Annotated in this window: 2 protein-coding genes; both read right to left on the bottom strand. The window is 53.3% G+C overall.

Translation table 11 applies throughout. The annotated features are described in order from the left end of the window. Positions 1-7: 7 nt before the first annotated feature. Positions 8-11296 (bottom strand): non-ribosomal peptide synthetase, encoded by an 11289-nt coding sequence (locus L6439_RS02685; protein ID WP_213470041.1) that lies wholly within the window; start codon positions 11294-11296, stop codon positions 8-10. A gap of 74 nt (positions 11297-11370) precedes the next feature. After that, positions 11371-20250 (bottom strand): non-ribosomal peptide synthetase, encoded by an 8880-nt coding sequence (locus L6439_RS02680; protein ID WP_213470040.1) that lies wholly within the window; start codon positions 20248-20250, stop codon positions 11371-11373. Positions 20251-20256: the final 6 nt, after the last annotated feature.

Raw genomic sequence — 20256 nt, 5'->3', positions numbered from 1 at the left:
CTCGTGTTTAAAAGTCGAAAGAAATGGTTTCCAGCCATTTGTGTTGCTCCTGCATGACGTAACCGTGATCCAGCTCAATCGTATCCAGCCGGATCGAAGGATCGAGCGTAACGGCTTGCAAAATGTTCATAAAATGGTTCGCCATCTGCTCCATCGTTGCCGCCTTGAACAGGCTGGTGCAATAATCCATAGTAAAAAACAATGCTTCGTTCTCCTCCGTTACCTCGAATCGAATATCAAACATCGTGCTGGTTCTCGCGAAGTCCCGGGGCTCGAATTTCAGACCAGGTATAATGGAAGACACGCCATCCATGTTTTGCATGACAAACACGGTATCAAATAGTGGATTGCGGCTCAGATCCCGCTCGAAATTCAACAGCTCCACAAGATTATCGAACGGATAATCCTGATTATCATAAGCTTCAAGCGCAAGTTTCCTTACTTGGCGAAGAAGATCTGCAAATTCCATGTCGCCGCGAAGCCGGATTCGCAAAGGCAGCGTATTGACGAACATTCCCGGCATATGCTCAACCTGCTCGTGCCGCCTTCCCGCAATCGGACAACCGATGACGATATCTTCTTGTCGCGCATAACGGAACAACAGTGTATAGTAGCTCGCCAGGAGCACCATATATAGAGTCGCATCGGATTGCAGGGCTATCGCTCTTAACTTCCGGGTCATAGGCTGATCGGCTTCAAAAGAAAGGGAGTCGCCGGCAAAGCTCTGCAATGGGGGCCGTGGATAATCGTAAGGAAGCTGCAAGGCCGGAACTTCCTCAGCGAATTGCTTTAGCCAGAAGGCCTGCTGCTCCCGCATCTGCTTGCTGGCCAGAAAACGGTGCTGCCACGCCGCAAAATCTTTGTAATGCAAGGCTGCATCCGGCAATGCGGTCCCGTTATATAAGTGCATAAATTCCTGAATAAGAATCGACATCGACATTCCGTCCGAGATGATGTGGTGAATGTCGAACAACAATACCGAGGAGCTCTCAGACAATTTGATCAGCCCGGCGCGAAGCTGCGAAGCTTTCTCGAGCCGGAACGGTCTGATAAAAGAATGGATCAGCTCCTCCACTTGTTCGTCTGCCGCTTCCGCCTCGCTCCATTCCAATTCGATCTCCTCATGGATTTTCTGCACAGGCTCTCCGTCCACAAAGTGGAAGGACGTGCGTAAAATCTCGTGCCGGTTCACGATTTGCTGCAGAGCGCTTCTGCATAAAGCGGGATCAAGCTTGCCCGAAACTTTCAAGGCCATCGGCATGTTGTAGCTAAGCGAGCTTCCTTCCGCAACGCTTAGCAGCAGCATTCGCTTCTGAGCCGGGGAGATGGCATACATCTCGGCCTTCGCGACAGGCACGATGTCGTCGTAATGGGCCGAGGCCAGTTGATTGGATAGGTAAGCAGCCATGTCGCGCACCGTCTGATGCTGAAAAATATGCAGCAGCTTCAAATCGAAACCGAGCTGCTGGCGAATCTTTACGGTCAGGCTCGTGGCCTTCAGGGAGTGGCCCCCGCTTTCGAAAAAATTATCCTGAACCCCCAGGTCGGTCCGATCCAGCGCTTGCTTCCAGAGAGAGAGCAGTTGCACTTCCATGGCGGTAGCAGGTTCCCTCGAATTTTTTTCGCTCCGTAGGCTCTCGGACCACATTCGTTCCAACTGTCTGCGATCTACTTTGCCGTTAACGGTGAGCGGAATGCGATCCACTTGAATAAATTGATCCGGGATCATGTAGTCGGGAAGCTCAAGCTGCAGTTGTTCTCGTAAAGCGCCGGTCTCCTGCGGTTCGTCCGATACAATGAATGCGTAAAGCCGCTGAAATTGATTGATGTCCGCTCGTGCGATGGCGACGGCATCCTTGATCCCTTCCGCGCGTCCCAACACATTCTCTACCTCTTGCAGCTCGACCCGGTAGCCCCGAATTTTGATTTGCTGATCGATCCGCCCCAGAAAATAAAGATTGCCATGCCGATCCCACTTCGCCAAATCACCTGTTCGATACATCCATCCGGATTGTCCAAAAGGGTCCGGGACGAATCTCTCCGCCGTCAATTGCTGCTTGCCCCAATATCCTCGGGTTACGCCCGCTCCTGCGATGCACAGCTCGCCCGGAATGCCGGCCGGTTGAAGCTTCCCGTAACGGTCGACAATGTAGATGCGATAGTTGCGAATCGGCTTGCCGATCGGGATAGCTTCCTCGTCGCCGTCCCGGCATAAGTGATAGGCGGCGCATACCGTGGTCTCTGTCGGGCCGTACGAATTGAACACCCGGGATTGGCGCAGCAAGTTGCATATATGCTGCCTTCTGAGCACATCTCCCCCTGCAATAAACGCCCGCACCCGATGCTCGCTCAGCTTCCGGTTCAATTCACTCAGCAGCACAGGCGAGCAGGAAACAACCGTAACCAGCGGCGCAATACGCGCGGCTAGCTCCTCTGCTTGCCGGGATACCTCTTTTTCAACGATAAGAACAGAGGCCCCATGCACGAGAGCAGGATAGATTTCCTCTATAGAGGTGTCGAACGAGACGGAGGAATGGTGAAGCACGCAGTCTTCTTCCGTAATTTCGAAATAGCTTCCGAATGCGGCTATATAGTTCATTAAGTTGCTGTGGGCGATCGTGACGCCCTTGGGTTGGCCCGTTGTACCGGAGGTGTACAAAATATATGCCACGGCGTCAGGCCTGCTTAGATCGCTCTCCTCCTCTTGCCCCGGTTCCTCCCCCCAGCCGTCCTCCGGCCGCTCATCCTCAAGGAGCAAATCAGCGGCCGTGAGCCTCAAGGTCTCGCCTGACCATGAATGGGGAACGGATGCATCCGGCAAGGTTATAAGCACGGCGGCCTTCGCATCTCCTAGCATGTAGGCTATCCGGTTTTCCGGATAATCGGGATCAATCGGCACGCAGACCGCCCCGGCTTTTTGAACAGCCAGCAATGAAATAATCATGGCAATCGAGTTCGGCAAGAGGATGCCTGCCACGCTGCCTTCCCAGAGATTTCTCCGTCTCAGATGACGGGCGAGCCGATTGGCCATGCTGTTCAACTGTCGATAAGTTACGGTCTCCTCGTCCATCCTTAGCGCAATGTTGTCCGGAGCTTCCGCCGCTCTCTTCTCTATCATCTGCGATACGGTTGCCGTGCCGGCCTCGGACTGATACGGCTGGTTGAATGTATTGAGAACAAGCCATTTCTCTTCAGCCGGGACCCATTCCAATTCAGAAATAGGCATGTGGAACGATGAGACGGCGGATTCAAGGATATGGCGATAATGCCCGGCCATCCTTGCAATCGTGTCTTCTTCGAACAGGCTGGTGCTATATTCAACGGCAAAGACAATATCCCCCTCGATCTCCTGAGACTGAAAAGAAAGATCGAAGTTCGCTTGCGTATAGGAAAATGGATACGGAGCGCAAGTGAGCTCCTTGATGTCCAATGGTTTCATGCCCGTATTCTGGAGCGCAAACATCGTATCGAACAGCGGATTGCGGCTCATGTCCCGCCCCGCGTTCAATTCCTGCACCAACTCCTCAAACGGGTAATCCGGATGCTCGAACGCATTCAGTGCCGCATTCTTCACTTCCTGCAAAAACTCCGAGAACGTTTTGTCTCCTTGCGGCCGGCTGCGGATGGCCAGCGTGTTCACGAACATTCCGAGCACGCCTTCCAGATCCGCATGTCCTCTCCCCGCGACGGGCGTCCCCACGATGATATCTTCCTGCCCCGTATATTTGTGCAGCAGCACTTGGTACGCGGCCAGCAGCAGCATATACAGCGTAACTCCGCTTTCCCGGCAGCAGGCCTCGATCTGTCCAGACAGCCTTCGGCCCAGCCGGAAGCTGTATTGGCTCCCTTGGAAATCCTGCACCGCAGGACGCGGATAGTCCGTCGGCAGTTGCAGCACGGGCACTTCTCCCGACAGCTCGTTCCGCCAAAATTCCTTCTGCCTCCGCATCGCCTCCCGGGTCATCTGTGCCTGCTGCCATACCGCGTAATCCTTGTACTGGATCGCCAACGGCGCCAAACTGTCTCCCTTGTACAGCTTCATGAATTCATCGACCCAGATGTTCAGCGACGTGCCATCCGAGATAATATGGTGCATATCCAGCAGCAGGAGATGCTTCTCTGGCCCGATGCGGATGATTCCCATGCGAATCAGCGGCGCCTCGCTCAGCCGGAACGGGCGAATGAACGCTTCGATCCGCTTCGTCAGCTCGGCTTCCCCCGCTTCAGGAGCTTCTTCGCAGATCAGCTCCGCCTGCAGCCCGTCCATCTCTTCGATCCGTTGAACCGGCTCGTCATTCACGACATGGAACGAGGTTCGGAGGATCTCATGCCGATGGAGGAGCTGCCTGTAGCTGTCACGCACCCGCCCGATGTCCAGCGGTCCCTCCACCTGCAAGACGAACGGCATGTTATAGCTCGTGCCGATATCCTCGAATTGTTCCAGGATATACAGCCGCTTCTGCGCCGATGACAACGGGTAGTGCTCCTTCTGTTCCGCCGGCTGGATCGGACTGAATTGGACGCTCCCCTTATTGGTCAAGAACGCCGCCAGTTCCTGCAGAATCGGATAGCGGAATAAATCGCGCAGCGTCAACTCGGCATGCAGCTCTTTTTGCGCTTTGGCCACAAGCTGCATCGCTTTCAATGAATGGCCTCCCCACTCAAAAAAGTTACAGTCTCGTCCTATTGGTCCGATCTCCAGAACATCGGAGAACAATCGCGCCAGCTTCCGTTCCAACTCTGTCGACGGTTCCAGCGTCTCTCGGTGGCCAGTTACATATTCCTTGGGATCCGGCAACGCCCGCTTGTTCAATTTTCCGTTCGCAGTGAGCGGCAATTCCTTCATCCGCACGAAGAAGGACGGGATCATATACCGGGGCAGCTTCTCCGCCGCGTGCCTTCGCACCTCATCTTCCGGCAGCTGTTCATCAAGGGCTGTATAATAAGCGCAGAGCTCCTTATTTTGACCCGTGTCGTCGGCAACGGGGATAACGGCGGCTTCCGCAATCTGATCATGTTGCAGCAAGCAGGCCCTGATCTCCTCCAGTTCAATGCGATAACCCCTGATTTTGACTTGGTCGTCCATTCTGCCTCTAAATTCGATCATGCCATTCGGCAGCCATCTTGCCAGATCACCGGTACGATACATGACTGTGCCGGGTCGGAAAGGATTGGGCACAAATTTCTGGCCCGTCAGCTCGGGCTGATTCCGATACCCTCTGCCGATTCCGTCGCCGGCCACGCACAGTTCGCCTTCAACACCGATCGGCTGAAGCTGATCCGCTTGATCCGGGTTCACAATATATGCCTGGGACAAAAATAACGGATATCCGATCGGGATCGGACCGATGCAAGGCTCTTCGATCGAATGCACCGTTGAAAAGGTCGTATTCTCCGTTGGCCCATATCCATTGATGAGGCGAGTATCGGGACAGGATTGGCGGACGAGCCCCACATGGTATGGCGATGCAGCTTCTCCGCCAATCAGCACCGTCCGAACCGCAGAAAATAGGCCAGGCGCTTGCTGGGCCAATTGATTGAACAGCGAAGTAGTCAGGAACAAATCCGATATGTCATAGTCGGCAAGCGCCTTGCCCAGCGAACCGGCATCCAGCAAGATCCGGTCATCCAGCATGACAAGCGTGCCGCCATGGGTAAGCATGCCCCACAATTCGAGCGTAAAAGCGTCAAACATTACGGACGCCGTTTGCAGCATGCGATTGCCTTGAATCAGGATGCGGTAATTGTCGGACAAGACGAGCCGGGCGATATTTCGGTTCTCAATCATGACCGCCTTCGGCGTTCCTGTCGTTCCGGAAGTGTACATCACATAAGCAAGCTGTGCCGGGTGCGACAGTTCCACCGGATTTTCAACGTTGTCCATTAACTGTTCTTGATCCAAGAGGAGAAGCCCGGCATCTTCCCCGCTGAACCGTCCAGCGTATGTGGATTCCGTAATGACCGTGCTCACCTGGCTGTCGGCTAACATGAATCGGATGCGTTCGTCCGGCAGGTCAGGTTGAATAAGCAAATAAGCCGCGCCTGCTTTCACCGTTCCCAATACGGCGGCTACAAGCTTTTCCGATCGATCCAGCAGGATCGCCACGATAACTTCGCGGGCGATAGGTCTGGCAAGCAAGGAATGTGCAATCCGGTTCGCCATCCGATTGAGATCCTCATAAGTAATGCTGGAATGATCGGTGACTAACGCAACCCGGTTCGGGTGCTCAATCACGCGCGATTCGAACGATTTCTGAATCGGCTGCAGCGCAATCGGCCAGCATTGGCGCGGGTGGGCCAATATCAATATCCGCTCCCTCTCCTCGCGGGACAGCATCTCCAATTGCTTCAATGGCCGCTCCGGATGCGAGATACACTGCTCCGCCAGCCGCCGGAAATGCCGGGACATCTGCTGTACATATTCCTCGTCGAAGCAGAGGGTGCGATAATGGAATAAGCATAAGATTTCTCCGTCCACTTCCTTGGCTTCGAACATGAAATCATACTTGGATGTTGTGCTCGGCAAATCGAAGCTGGCGAACGTCAAATCTTCCGCTTCGATGTAAAAGTCGATATTTTGCCAAACGAACATGGTCTCTATGAGAGGCTGTCTCTGCAAATCGCGCTGGACATTCAACTTTTGGATCAACTCTTCAAAAGGATAATCCTGATGCTCGAAAGCTTGCAGCACGTTATCCTTGACTTCCTTCAGAAAATCGGCGAATCGCTTGTCTCCCTCTGGATAATTCCGTAACGGCAGCGTATTTACGAACATGCCGACAATGTGCTGCGCATGGTCATGCTGTCTTCCTGCCGAAGCGGTTCCAATTACGATGTCTCTCTGATTCGTGTACTTGGATAAGAACGCGTAGTAGACGGCCAACAAGACCATAAAGAGCGTGGCCTGATGCCGGGATGCGAGCGCGTGCAGCCGTTCCGTCAGCTCGCGATCCAACATGAACTGGACCTTGTCCGCATGTAAATCGGCATTCTCGTATGGAACTGGCTTCATTGGCAATTGCAGCACGGGCAGTTCATCTTGATATTGCGACAGCCAATAAGCCTCTTTCTTCTCGCTAGATTCTGGATCGCGCTGCTGCTGCCAGAGGACGAAATCTTTATATTGATAAGGCTGAGGCGCAAGCGGCCTGTCCTGATATAATTCGATAAACTCGGACATGATGATGCCGGTCGACACGCCGTCGGAAATAATATGGTGCATATCCATAAACAACAGGTGACACTCATCCTGAAGCTTAATGAGCTGTGCCCGCAGCAGCGGCGCTTGCTTCAGATCGAAAGGCCGGATCAACTCCTGGATGGACTCGCGGGCTTGCTCCGGCTCCTTCTCGGCATAATCCAGTCTGAACCGGATCGCAGACGGGTCGGCGACAATCTGCACAGGCTCCCCGTCCCGCATATCGAAGCTCGTCCGCAGCATGTCATGGCGAGCGATGAGCTTGCGGAAGACACGCTCAACCTTGTCCCGATCAAGCGGTCCCGTTATGGTTACCGCGGATGGAATGTTATAGTTGGTGTCATTCTCATAGAACTGGCTCATGAAATACATTCTGCGCTGCGCAGCCGACAATGGATAGAATGGCTGCGCCGGTGCCGCTGCAAAGGTATCATCGCCCTTAGACGCGGCATTCGCAACGATTTGGGCCATCTGCCGTATCGTCGAATACTGGAACAGATCGCCTATCGACAATTCGGCATGAAATGCTTTCTGTATGCCGGCAATAAGCGTTGCTCCTTTTAATGAGTCGCCTCCCAATTCAAAAAAGTTGTCATCCATCCCGATATCCTGGATGCCAAAAAACGTTTCCCATATTTCGGCAATCCTCTGCTGAATCTCATTCTCCGCAGCGGCATAACGGCTTGATAATGCTGGACGCGGCAGCTTATTGGCATGACGGCGGGAAACAGTTACAGACTGCTCCCTTAACCGCATGACCCACCGATCGAGACGTTCCTCGAAATCTCCTGTCGAGACAATGAGTTGTCCCCTATATCCCGAGAGAAGGATCCGCTCCAGGGCATCGAGCGCTTCCTCGGGAGCCATCAAATAAGCATCCGTGCTGGTTGGAATGGAGTCGCCGCTCTCGAAGCCGTCCACGTTCCAGCCGTCCCAATCCACGCTAATCCAGCGGCTTCCGGGCAGATTCCGCCGGTAGACATAGGCGTCCAAAAAACTGTTGGCGGCAGCATACGCTCCAAACGTGATGCCTCCCAAGACTGTGGATAATGATGAAAATAAGATGCAGAAATCCAGTTCCATTCCCTCCACGGCCTGTTCGAGCGCCAACAAGCCGTATACCTTCGCTTGAAATTGCTCTTCGAACCGCGCCCTGTCCAAGCTCGTAATCGAGTCGAACGTCTTGCCGTTGGTTACCCCCGCCGCATGCACGATCCCGTTAATTTGTCCAAAGCGTTCGATCGCCTTGCCCAAAGCCGCATGCAGTTCGGGATGCTCGGCTGTATCCGCCGTCAATAGCATAATCCCCGCTCCGCGTTCCTCCATGCGCAGCGCCCAACGAATGACGCCGGCAATGCCGGGCTCCGACTCCTGCGGAACCAAATATTCCTTCCAGGTCTCTCTTGAAGGAAGCGGCGTCCTGCCGATTAATACAACGTTCGCATTTCCCTTCGTCAAAATATATTCCGCGATAGTCAGCCCGATTTTGCCGAAGCCGCCGGTAATGCAATACACGCCGCCAGCTTGAAATGCGCTGCGTTCAGCCTGACGAACGGGCAGAGGCATCGGTTCATAACCTGGCTTCCACCGATAGCCGTTGCGGTAGCCTACAACGGGAATGAAGGCTTCCTGCACCGCTTCCCTAATAATCGCATAAGCATATGCTTCTGCCGAGCCGGCGGTTGGACTATAATCCAGATCAATCATCATGCATTGCAGATTCGGATGTTCCTGGGCAATAACCAGGCATGCCCCCTTCATCGAAGCCGACTCCGCCTGAATCCGCTCGTTGCCGGTAATCTCCTGCCCCAAGTTCGTCACGACACACAGACGTGCCATATCGGAGCGTTCGAGCTTGCTTAGAGCCCGAACTTGATCCAGCAGGCTGTACAATCCTTTTTCCTGAGCCTCTTGAAAAGCTTCCTTGTCCAGCCCGTCGCTCGCCGCTTCCTTCACGCTTCCCAGATGCAGGACAATCACGGGCTTGTCAGGCAGCTTCCCGAAATCGCAAGGGACTTCCTCTGTTACCACATAGACCTCTTCGGTGACCCGTCGAAGGATGCCCGCAATGGAATCGCCTATCCCGCCTTCATCGGCCACAATGACCCATGCGCTCTTCCGGATAGCCGCGTCGTCCGGCAGGGTGAAGCATACGTTGGATACTCTGGACCACGCCGGCGAATAGAACCAATCTGAGATGTCGGATGATTTGCCCGTATTTTTACGGGGCCGGGAAGGGGATTGAAGCGAGAGTGTCCGGCTTGGCCCCTGTTGGAGCAGTTCCCTGCATAACTCAATCTGCTGATTATAACGAACCCGTTCAAATGGATAAGTAGGCAAGTGCAATACCCGCCCTGCGGAAACATGGATTTTGGCAAAATCAATGTTCGCGCCAGCCATCCAGTATCGGCCTATATCTTCCAAGATACCGCGGATATGATCAGCTCTCGATTCCGTCGCTGCAGCTTCAAGAAGCAGCTCCAGCTTCTCGGCTTCAGCGGCGGTTGTATCCAGGCGCGCTGCATGAATGCGCGGGGATGGGTCTAATAATTGAGCCATTGCGTCTGTTCGATCCGCGCATACGAAGGCTTGTCTGCATTCCCACGCCGTGCGAGATGTCTGAAGCGTATAAGCGACATCGGCTAGTTGCGCGTTCGGATTCCGTACAAGATAATCTGCCAGTCTGTGCGCCGCTCGCTCTAGCGCAGGCTGGGTTCGGGCAGACAGAACAAGCAGGGAAGGCAGGCCTTCCTTGTTCGCTTCCTGCTCCGGGTTCATGTCCTGGGAAGGGATCGGGGCTTCTTCCAAAATGACGTGAGCATTGGTGCCTCCGATGCCGAACGAGCTGACTCCCGCGCGCAATGGTTCGTGATTAGCGCCGGTCCATTCCCTTGCTATGGAATTAATGTAAAAAGGACTGTCAATCCAATCGAATTGAGGATTCGGTTGAGCTACATGCAGCGTAGGCGGAATACATTTATGTTTTAACGCCTGCACCGTCTTGATGAGTCCGGCTATGCCGGCGGCACAATCGAGATGCCCGATATTGGATTTAACGGATCCGATCGCGCAGTACCCTTTTTTCGTCCCTGTGAACGCGAGACGCAAGCCTTCCAACTCCACCGGATCGCCGATATATGTTCCTGTTCCATGCGCCTCAAGATAAGAAATGCTCTCGGGAGACACCTCCGCCGTCAGCAGGGCGGCGCGGATGACATTGCTCTGTTCCTCGATGCTTGGAGCCGAGAATGCGGACTTATTCGCCCCGTCGTTGTTGATCGCCGAACCCTTAATGACCGCATGAATCGGATCCCCGTCCTGGATCGCATCCTCCAATCTCTTGAGCAGAACTGCGCCCGCTCCGCTTCCTCCCACCGTGCCGTTCGCACTCTTGTCGAAGGCCCGGCAGTGCCCGTCCGGCGACATAATCATGCCATCCTGGTACAAATATCCGCTTTCCTGCGGCAGCGCAATGGATACGCCTCCCGCCAGAGCCATATGGCATTCCCCGTTCAACAAGCCTTGACAAGCCATATGCACGGCTACAAGCGAAGTGGAACAGGCGGTATAGATGCTGACGCTGGGGCCTTTCAAATTCAGCTTGTATGAAACGCGCGAAGATAAAAAATCTTTATCCGTCAGTTGGCTGTCCGCGAATTGCTTCGATTCGGGGGCCGAATCAGACAGAGAAGCCGCCGCCTCCCATAACAAATTCGAAGAGGCTCCGGCATATACCCCAATGACGGCATCCGTATGCAGAGAACCATATCCCCCTTCCTCAAGCGCTTCCCATGCGCATTCATGGAATAACCGGATTTGCGGATCCATCAGTTCCGCATCGGCCGGAACGTAATCGAAAAACGATGCGTCAAAGCAATCGTAATCTTCCACTATCCCTTTCGATTTCACGTATTGGGGATCGCGAAGCACCTGCTCGTCGATTCCCGCTGCCTGAAGCTCTGCGTCCGTAAAAAAGGTGACAGAGTCCACTCCATTCTTCAAATTATTCCAAAACTCGTCCACATTGGCCGCTCCCGGAAATCTGCCCGACATGCCGATTATGGCGATCTCAAACCCGGTCAGTTTGTTGCTTTCCATGACACGTCTCCTTTGCCCTCTTACTTATCAGGAACGGCAAACCGCTGCCGGCAGCGGTTTGCCCATTTGCGAAGCTACCTCTTTCTTCTTCTTTGCAGGAGCTCCTTTTGGCGATGCTTCCCTTCCTGAATCAACGCCGCCTTATCCTTGCCCGCGCTCGCAAGCGCATCCTCCTGGCTCTGAAGCTGGCGGAGGAATGAACGAATGGTCGGGTATCGGAACAGAGTAGCCACCGTAAAGTCAAGTGACAGTTCTTCTTTAATTCGATTGTTGATCCGCAAAATATCCATGGAGTTCCCGCCCAAATCGAAAAAATTATCGTCAATTCCGATTTCCTCGATAGACAGGGTTGTCTTCCAAATGGTTACCAGCCTTCGCTCGAGCTCGGTTTCCGGCTCGCTGCGCCGTTCGTCTGATAGGCTCCGGATCGAATTCGGCGCAGGGAATTGCTTGTTGTCGATTTTTCCGTTTGCGCTCAGCGGCATTTTGTCCAATCTTACAAAATGCGCGGGAACCATATAATCAGGAAGGAACCCGGCTAGATAGTCTTTTAGCTCCAGACTGTCGATCTCGTCGCCGGATACATAATAGGCGCATAAATAAGGTTCCTTCTGATGATCCTGCCGTGCCATGACCACCGCTTCTTGAATCCGGGCATGCTTTCGCAAGCGGTTCTCGATCTCTCCGGTTTCTATTCGAAGACCCCTGATTTTCACTTGATGATCCATTCTTCCCAGGAACTCTGCCATGCCGTCAGCCAGCCATTTCGCTCGGTCTCCCGTGCGGTACATCCTCTCGCCCGGCAAATACGGATCCGGCAAAAATCTTTCCTGTGTCAGCCGGTCCTGTCCGTAATAACCTCGTCCGACACTCTTGCCGCCGATATACAGTTCTCCTGTCACGCCAACAGGAACCATGTTTTTCCGTTCATCCAAAATATAAAAACGTACGTTGGGAAGCGGACGGCCGATTGGCACGCTTGTTCCCGTCAACGGACTGCGGGCGTTCATCTCGAAATAACTGGCATCGACCGCCGCCTCCGTCACGCCATAACTGTTGATGATGCGCATCTGGCTGCCGAATCTGCGATACAAGGTGTCATAATCTTCAACCCGGCACACATCCGACCCGATAATAAGCAATTTCAGAAAAGAAATATCAAGCCGCTTGTCATAAATATAGTTCATTAACGGAACGATCATGGCCGCAGTCGACTCAAACATCGTAATCCTGTGCCGCTCCATCAGCCTGTACAACCGTTGAAAATCAAATTTATCTTCCTGCGAACAAATCACCAATTTCCCGCCGTGCAACAGAGTTCTGCCGAGATCGCCCGAGAATACGTCGAAGGAAATGCTCGCTATCTGCAGCACGCTGAAGTCCGGCGAATGCAGTCCGTATTCCTTCCGCCAGACGAGGCACATATTCATGAATTGATCATGCTGTATCATGACGCCTTTTGGCTTGCCCGTTGAGCCGGATGTATAGACGATATACAGCAAATCGGTTGGCTGGTTCGGTATGCGTCTTTGCAGCCCCTCTCCCGCAAATATGCCCGGGTCGTTGATATTTAGCCGCTGGCCCGCAAACGGAATGCTCTCCCCCGCCGTTCCCTGATGCAGCAAAATATCGGCCTCACAATCGCCAAGCATATAATGAATGCGTTCTGCAGGGTACATCGGATCAAGCGGGACATATGCCGCTCCTGTCTTCAGCGCGGCCAAAATCCCCACGAGCATGTCGATCGAGCGATCGATCAAAATGCAAACCTTGGTGTTTGGTCCCGCGCCCTTGTCATATAACGCCTGCGCCAGTTGAGACACCTTTCTGTCCAGTTCCAAGTAAGTCATCTCTTCTTGCTCGAACACAACGGCGGTTCGATGAGGATGTTGCTGTACGACAGTCTCAAAGACGGCATAAAAGCTTGTGTCCTCCGCATTGTCTGCCAGACTGCGGTGAAACTCGTGAAGCAATTGATGCTTCTCCGCATCGGCAAGGAAGATGATGTCGCCAAGCGTGGCTTCAGGGTTGTCCGCAAAGCCTTCCAGCATGCGAAGATAATGCCGGATCATTCTCTGTACCGTTGCCGGACGGAACAAATCCGCGCTGTATTCGAATTCCACTTGAAGCTGATCCGGTGTCTCCAGCACATTGACAGACAGATCGAACTTGGAGACCGGGAATTCAAAGGCAACAGGCTCTGCCTCGATATCCGCGCTCCACTGGCTATGCTTCGACTGAAAGCTGAACATCGTATCAAACAACGGGTTGCGGCTCAAATCTCTAGGCAAATTCAGGTTTTCAACCAGATTCTCAAACGGATATTGCTGATTCTCATAGGCTTGGAGCACGATTTCCTTCACTTCGGCTATATACTCCCGCACCGATGTGCCGGCGTGCGGAAATGAGCGAAGTGCCAGCGTATTGACGAACATGCCGATAATATGCTGCACCTCTTCCTGCTGCCGGTTGGCGGCAGGCACGCCGACGATAATGTCTTCTTGCCAGGTGTATCGGAACAGCAGCGCATAATAAGCGGACAACATCACCATATTCAGCGTCGCGTCGGAATCTGACGCAAACCGCTGAAGCTTCATCCGTAAAGGCTGCTCTACGCGGACAGAGACCGTGCTGCCCTCATATCCCTTTACCGCCGCTCTAGGAAAATCAACGGGCAAATCCAGCACCGGCAGTTCTCCTTGGAACGTCTTCAGCCAATAGGCCTCCTGATTCCGGTACAGCTCCGAATCCAGCAAGCTGTTCTGCCATACGCTGTAATCCTTATACGTTATCGCTGACGCCTGCGGGAGGCCTTCCCCGTTGTATAGGCGAAGCAAGTCTTCGATAAAAATATCAGAGCTGACTCCATCGGAAATAATATGATGCATATCGAGCATGAACACGGTATCGCCCGATTGCATCTCAACAGCGGCAACGCGCAGCAGCGGCGGCCGTGCCAAGGAAAAGGGCTTGATAAAGGAACCGATCCTGTCCTTCAGTTCCTGCAAGGATTGTGCTGTCGCGGTTGTAAGCGAAACCTTCGCGTATTCATGGACCTGTTGAACCGGCTGTCCATCCACAAGCGTAAAACTTGTCCTCAGCGACTCATGCCTGACGACAAGCTGATTCAGCGCTTGGGACAGGCGCTCCCGCTCAAGCTTCCCCTTAATCCTTACAACAAACGGCATATTGTAGGAAATCCCTGTGCCGTCAAGCTCTTGCAAGAAATAAATGCGTTTCTGCGCGGGCGATAGCGGATAATGCTTGGCCGCCTCCGCAGAAGGAATAACCAGCGCTTTCGCCGTCGCCGCCTCTTGTACCAGGCCGCTTAACGCCCGAATCGTCGGACGAAGAAAAAATTGCCGCAAGGACAATGCCGCACCTGTACGCTTTTGAACGGCCAGCAATATTTTACCGGCCTGGAGTGAATTCCCACCGTGATCAAAGAAATTGTCATTAACCCCGATGACATGTCCCGCGCCCAGCACTTCCGACCATATCGCCGCCAGCAGACGTTCCGTTGCGTTTTCTGGCGCGGCGATGCTCTCCGCCTCGTTGTCCACCGGCAATTCACCGATCCCGGGCAGCGACTTCCGGTCGATCTTCCCGTTCGGGGTTAAGGGGATCGCTTCTATCCGGGCGAATCGGCCAGGAATCATATAGGCGGGCAGCTTGTCCTGCAGGAAGCTCCTGATATCCTGGCTATCGAATCGTTGGCCCGCCGTATAATAGGCAACCAGGGATTGGCTGCTTCCTTCCCCCTGCTGAGCCGCAATGACGGCGTTCGTAATTCCGGGGTAAGAGGCAAGCGCCTCCTCTACTTCTTCGATATCGATTCGGTAGCCCCGAACTTTAATCTGATAATCCAACCGTCCCAGATACATAAGGCATCCGTCTTCCAACCATTTGACCAGATCTCCCGTCCGGTACATATATCCATGCCCTGCGAAGTGATCCGGCACGAACTTTTGCCCCGTTAACTCCTCATTAAAATAATAGCCTGAAGATACTCCGGCTCCCGCTATGTACAACTCCCCGGGCACGCCAATAGGAAGCAGTTGCCGGCTATGATCCACTACATACACAGAAGTATTGGCAAGCGGGCGTCCGATATCGATCCGGTTGGAAGCCGTCAGCTCCTGCAGAGTTGACCAGATCGTCGTTTCCGTAGGTCCATATAAGTTATAAATTCTCCCCTTCGCGACGCGCTGCAATTGTTGAAGAAGCGCAAGAGGGAACTGCTCGCCGCCGACCAATATTTGTTCCGCCTGTTCGAGTATTCCTCTGCCGTACGGATTGTCCAGGAACATGGAGACACGAGAAGGCGTAAGTTGCAGCATATGAATCGGCGTGCGCTTCAGGAAGGCATGCGCCAATTCCGGATCCTTCTGCTGCGCCTCGTCCGCCAGCAGAACGATCATGCCCTTGCATAGAGCCAGAAGCAACTCTACAAAGAAAATGTCAAACGAAATCGTCGTAAGCGCCAGTATCGACTTGCCCGGAGCAAATTCTATCCTGTCGCTCATCGCATGGATGAAATTCAGAACATTGTCATGGCGGATCATGACGCCTTTAGGCGATCCAGTGGTGCCTGATGTATACAGCACATAAGCGAGATCCGCCGGCTCCTCTTCATCCTCAAGATTCGATTCATCCTCGTCCAATCGGACTCCATCATCGACATAAACAATATCGCCATGATAATTGAGGGATGAAATGAATTCTGCCTGCTCTGGTTGCGCCAGCAGCATGCGGACGCGGCTGTTCCGCAGGATGGCTTGAATCCGGTCTCTCGGATAGTCCCCATCCAACGGCAAATAGGCGCCACCCGCCTTCAATACGGCGAGCAATCCCACTGGTAAATAAATGGTCCGATTCAACATCACGCCAACAACGCTCTGCCGGCCGACACCCGCCTGCCTCAGCTTCCTTGCCAGTCGGTTGGATTGAATATTCAATTCGCTAAAGGTATAGGAAGCTTGACCGGAGATAAGCGCCGTCTGATTCGAATATAATTCCGCCATCTGCTCGAACAAGCGGTGAATACGGCGAGGACCGCGATATTCAAGCGCCGTATCGTTGAATGTATGCAGGATGCGATGCTCCTCTTCCCCGGTTATTAACCTTATCTCATCCAGGGTCTGCCGAGGGTTATTCGCAATCTGCCTCAGCAACTGTTGAAAATGCGCCGACATGCGGGCAATGGTATCCCGCGCGAATAGCTTGGAGCGGTACTCCCACATAAATTCAAGGGCATTATCGTTCACGACCGCATACAAGCTGATATCGAATTTGGACACCCCCGCAGAGAACGGCTTCCACTTTATTCCGAAATGTTGGCATGCCGGTGGTTGAATGGTCTGTACAGAGAACCATGTGTCGAATAACGGATGATGGCCTGCGTCTCTCGACAGCTGCAGTCTGCCAACCAACTCCTCGAAAGGGTAACGCTGATGCTCGAGCGCCAACAACAGCCGTTCCTTCACTTCATCCACAAATTGAGCGAATGTCTTGGCCCCCGACGGTCTGCACCGCAGCGCAATCGTATTGACCAGAGCGCCTGCAAGCTGCTTCAAATCGAAATGATCCCGGCCATCCACAGGGGCGCCCACCACAATATCCTCTTGTCCGGAATATTTGTGAAGCAGAACAAAATAGGCTGCCAGCAAAAGTGCAAACAGCGTCGTGCCTTGCCTGTTTGCCAGCTCGGTAAGCTGACGGAAGAGAGCCTCGCCCCCGGAAGCGGTGTACACATCCCCGTCGACAGGCAAGTCGCCACTTCGTGCAAAATCGAGTGGCAGCGAGAGCAATGGAGCTTTTTCCCGGAATTCCTCCAGCCAATAATGTTCATGCGCAGCCATTCGTTCCGTGGACAGGAGCTGCTGCTGCCATACCGCATAATCTTTGTACTGGATTGGAATAGGCGCTAATGCTTCCCCAGCATATAGCGACAATAAATCCCGCAGCAAAATGTCCAGCGATGTCCCGTCCGCAATCAAATGATGCAGATCAAACAATAGTACATGCTTATCGCCAGGGCATAAGATAAGTTTCACCCGAAAAAGCGGCGCGGCGTCTAATCGAAATGGTTGCACAAACCCGGACAGGCAAGGTTCCAGATCCGATTGCTCCCGTCTCACCACTTCGACGCATTGACTCAAGTCCACTTCCGGGAGTATCCGCTGTACGGGCAAGCCATCCTTACGCTCAAAATAAGTCCGCAGCACACTATGCCTTGAGACGAGGCCCGACACGGCTTGCTTGAAGCGGTCGGGGTCGACTGGCCCGTCAAGTTCCAGCCTGATCGGCATATTGTAAAGCGTGCTCTCCCCTGCTAGCTCGTTATGTAAATACATTCTCGCCTGTACCGAGGAACAAGGATAAAAACGGCTTGTATCCGCCACGGGTATCGATTGATAGGATTGTCCCATCCGGCTGGACGCATATCTGCTCAACGATTTAATCGTCGGGTTTTCAAAAATCGCCCGTAAAGTAAAATCTGTTTTAAGCTCGCTGTTCAGTTCATTGATAATTAATGAAGCGATAAGCGAGTGCCCGCCTGAATGGAGGATATGGTCATTCACCCCGTAGTCTGTTCCAGATGGCATGTACTTCTTCCAAATCCGATAAATGAGCCATTCCATTTCATTTTCCGGCTGCTGGAATTGCGCTTGGGTCGCCAGCCTGCGGCTATTCATCGCCAGCGCCTGCCGGTCCAGCTTGCCATTAATCGTGAGAGGAATCGCGTCAATCTCATAGAAGTAGGCCGGGATCATATAAGAAGGCATGGATGTTTCCAGAAAAGCGCGTATATCCTCTACATAGGGCGCAGCCCTTGTCACCAGATACGCAACCAGTTCTTTATTTCCCGAATCGTCCGTTTGCGGCAGCACGACGGCCTCTTCGATATCGGGGTGGAGACGCAAAGTTTGTTCGATCTCACTGGTCTCAATTCGATAACCTCTAATTTTCACTTGCTGATCGATTCTGCCGATATACTCCATTTCCCCGTTGGCACAGATGCGCACGAGATCCCCCGAACGATAATATCGTTCCTCTCCCATTAGCGGATGCCGCAAAAAACGCTGGGCCGTCAGCTCGGGCTTGCCTAAATACCCTCTTGCAACACTCTCTCCGGAAATCCACAACTCCCCTGGCACGCCCCGAGGCACAAGATTCAGGTCTTTATCGACCACGATCGCGCGCAAATGAGGCAGCAAATAGCCGATATTGCTGGCGCCGGAATTCAAAGCGTGCTTGTCTAGTTTTTTGTAGGTAACATGAACGGTTGTTTCGGTAATGCCATACATATTGACAAGCTGCGTGTTCGGGTGCTTCCCGGTCCATTCCCGGAGCTTGTCGGCAGTCAAGGACTCGCCGCCGAAAATGACATAACGAAGGCTGTTATGGCTGCCCTTGCCAGACCGCTCTTCCCTAATAAGCTGATAGAAGGCGGATGGCGTCTGGTTCAAGACGGTTACTCTCTGCTCTTGCAGCAGGAGCAAAAAGGTCTGGGCGTTCTTGATCACCGGCTCCGGCACGATGATTAACGAGGCTCCCGTGGCCAATGCGCCGAACATCTCCCATACCGAAAAATCAAAACTGAATGAATGAAACAACGTCCAACGGTCCGACGCAGAGAATGAAAACAAAGGAAGCGTATTGCGCAGAAGACTTGTTATATGGTGATGTTGAATCACGGTTCCCTTGGGATTGCCCGAAGTCCCCGATGTATATATGATATATGCCGCAGCTTCAGGCGAAGCTTCATCCTGTGTTTTATCTGCCGATGGTTCCTCCTCGATCGTTTCCAGATAAATCGTCGACTCACAGAGCATGGAAGCCGCTTTATGTATGCTTTTGCTGGTTAACAAATATTTGGCACGACAATCTTCCAACATATAACGAATCCGTTCTTCAGGCAGGGACGGCTCAACCGGCAAATAAGCTCCCCCCGCCTTTAACACCCCAAGAATGCTGGCAACCATATCAAAAGAGCGCTCTGCCATGACCGCGACAATCGTTTCCCTGGTCACGCCTTTGTGGCGCAATGCGCCGGCAATTCGCTCGGCTCTCTCATTTAATTCGCGATAAGTCATGTGCTGGCTCCCGTATACAAGTGCCGTATGATCCGGCCTCGCCGCGGCTTGCCATTCAAACATGTGATGCAGGGTAACCTGACGATCCGGCCCGGCACATTCCCCTATCTGCCCAGGCGCTTGCATCTTCAGATCTGAATCGTCTGCCATAGCAAGTTGTGCGAGCGGAATATCCGGATGAGAGAGCGCCTGGTCGAACAGATAAATATAATGGTCCAAAAATCTCCGCGCCGCGGCTTCGTCATAGAGACGCGGCTGAAAATGCAATGTCAGTCTCAGACTATGCTCGTCGCGGCTTGCAGCCATAACGAAGGGCGACGGCACCTCTCTCATCCATGTTGGGTCATGAATGTTATTCATCATGACGGCAACATCAAAAAAAGGATTGTCGTCAGGCCCCCATGTCAATCCCAATTCAGTCGCAATCACTTCCAAGGGATAGTCTTTATATTCATGCGCGGCAGCCATGCGCTTCCGTGTGTCCAAAAGCAACTCCTTGAACGTCATCCCGCTTTGCAAGTGAATCCGCACGACGGTCGAAGGGATGCCGAGCAGAAAATCTTCACACCCGGAATATTTATAAACCAATAAAGCGGCGGCCGCCGTGGCCAGCGCATGCACGTTCATATCCGAGCCGTTGCTGACTCTAAGCGCCTGCCCTGCCACTCTGTCGGGAAGTAGGACGGCCAACGAGCGCACGGGCTCATTGGAAGCGGATTCCCCGGTTCGATGACTCCAAGTATAGGGGATGATCGGCTTGGGAATCTCGCCGGACACGGCATTGAGCAGCAGCGCCTTCTTGTCCTTCTGCTTGGCCGCTGCCAAGGCTTTTTCACTGTATGGCTGTATGGACATGCGCCA

It is taken from the genome of Paenibacillus dendritiformis, from assembly GCF_021654795.1.
GTDB lineage: Bacteria > Bacillota > Bacilli > Paenibacillales > Paenibacillaceae > Paenibacillus_B.
The sequence above is the reverse complement of the archived record's forward strand: the minus strand, read 5'-3'. Positions and strand labels throughout refer to the sequence as shown.

Excerpts from the sequence above, each read along its gene's own strand:
- L6439_RS02685 (WP_213470041.1), bottom strand. The coding sequence starts at position 11,296 with ATGGAAAGCAACAAACTGACCGGGTTTGAGATCGCCATAATCGGCATG.
- L6439_RS02680 (WP_213470040.1), bottom strand. The coding sequence starts at position 20,250 with ATGTCCATACAGCCATACAGTGAAAAAGCCTTGGCAGCGGCCAAGCAG.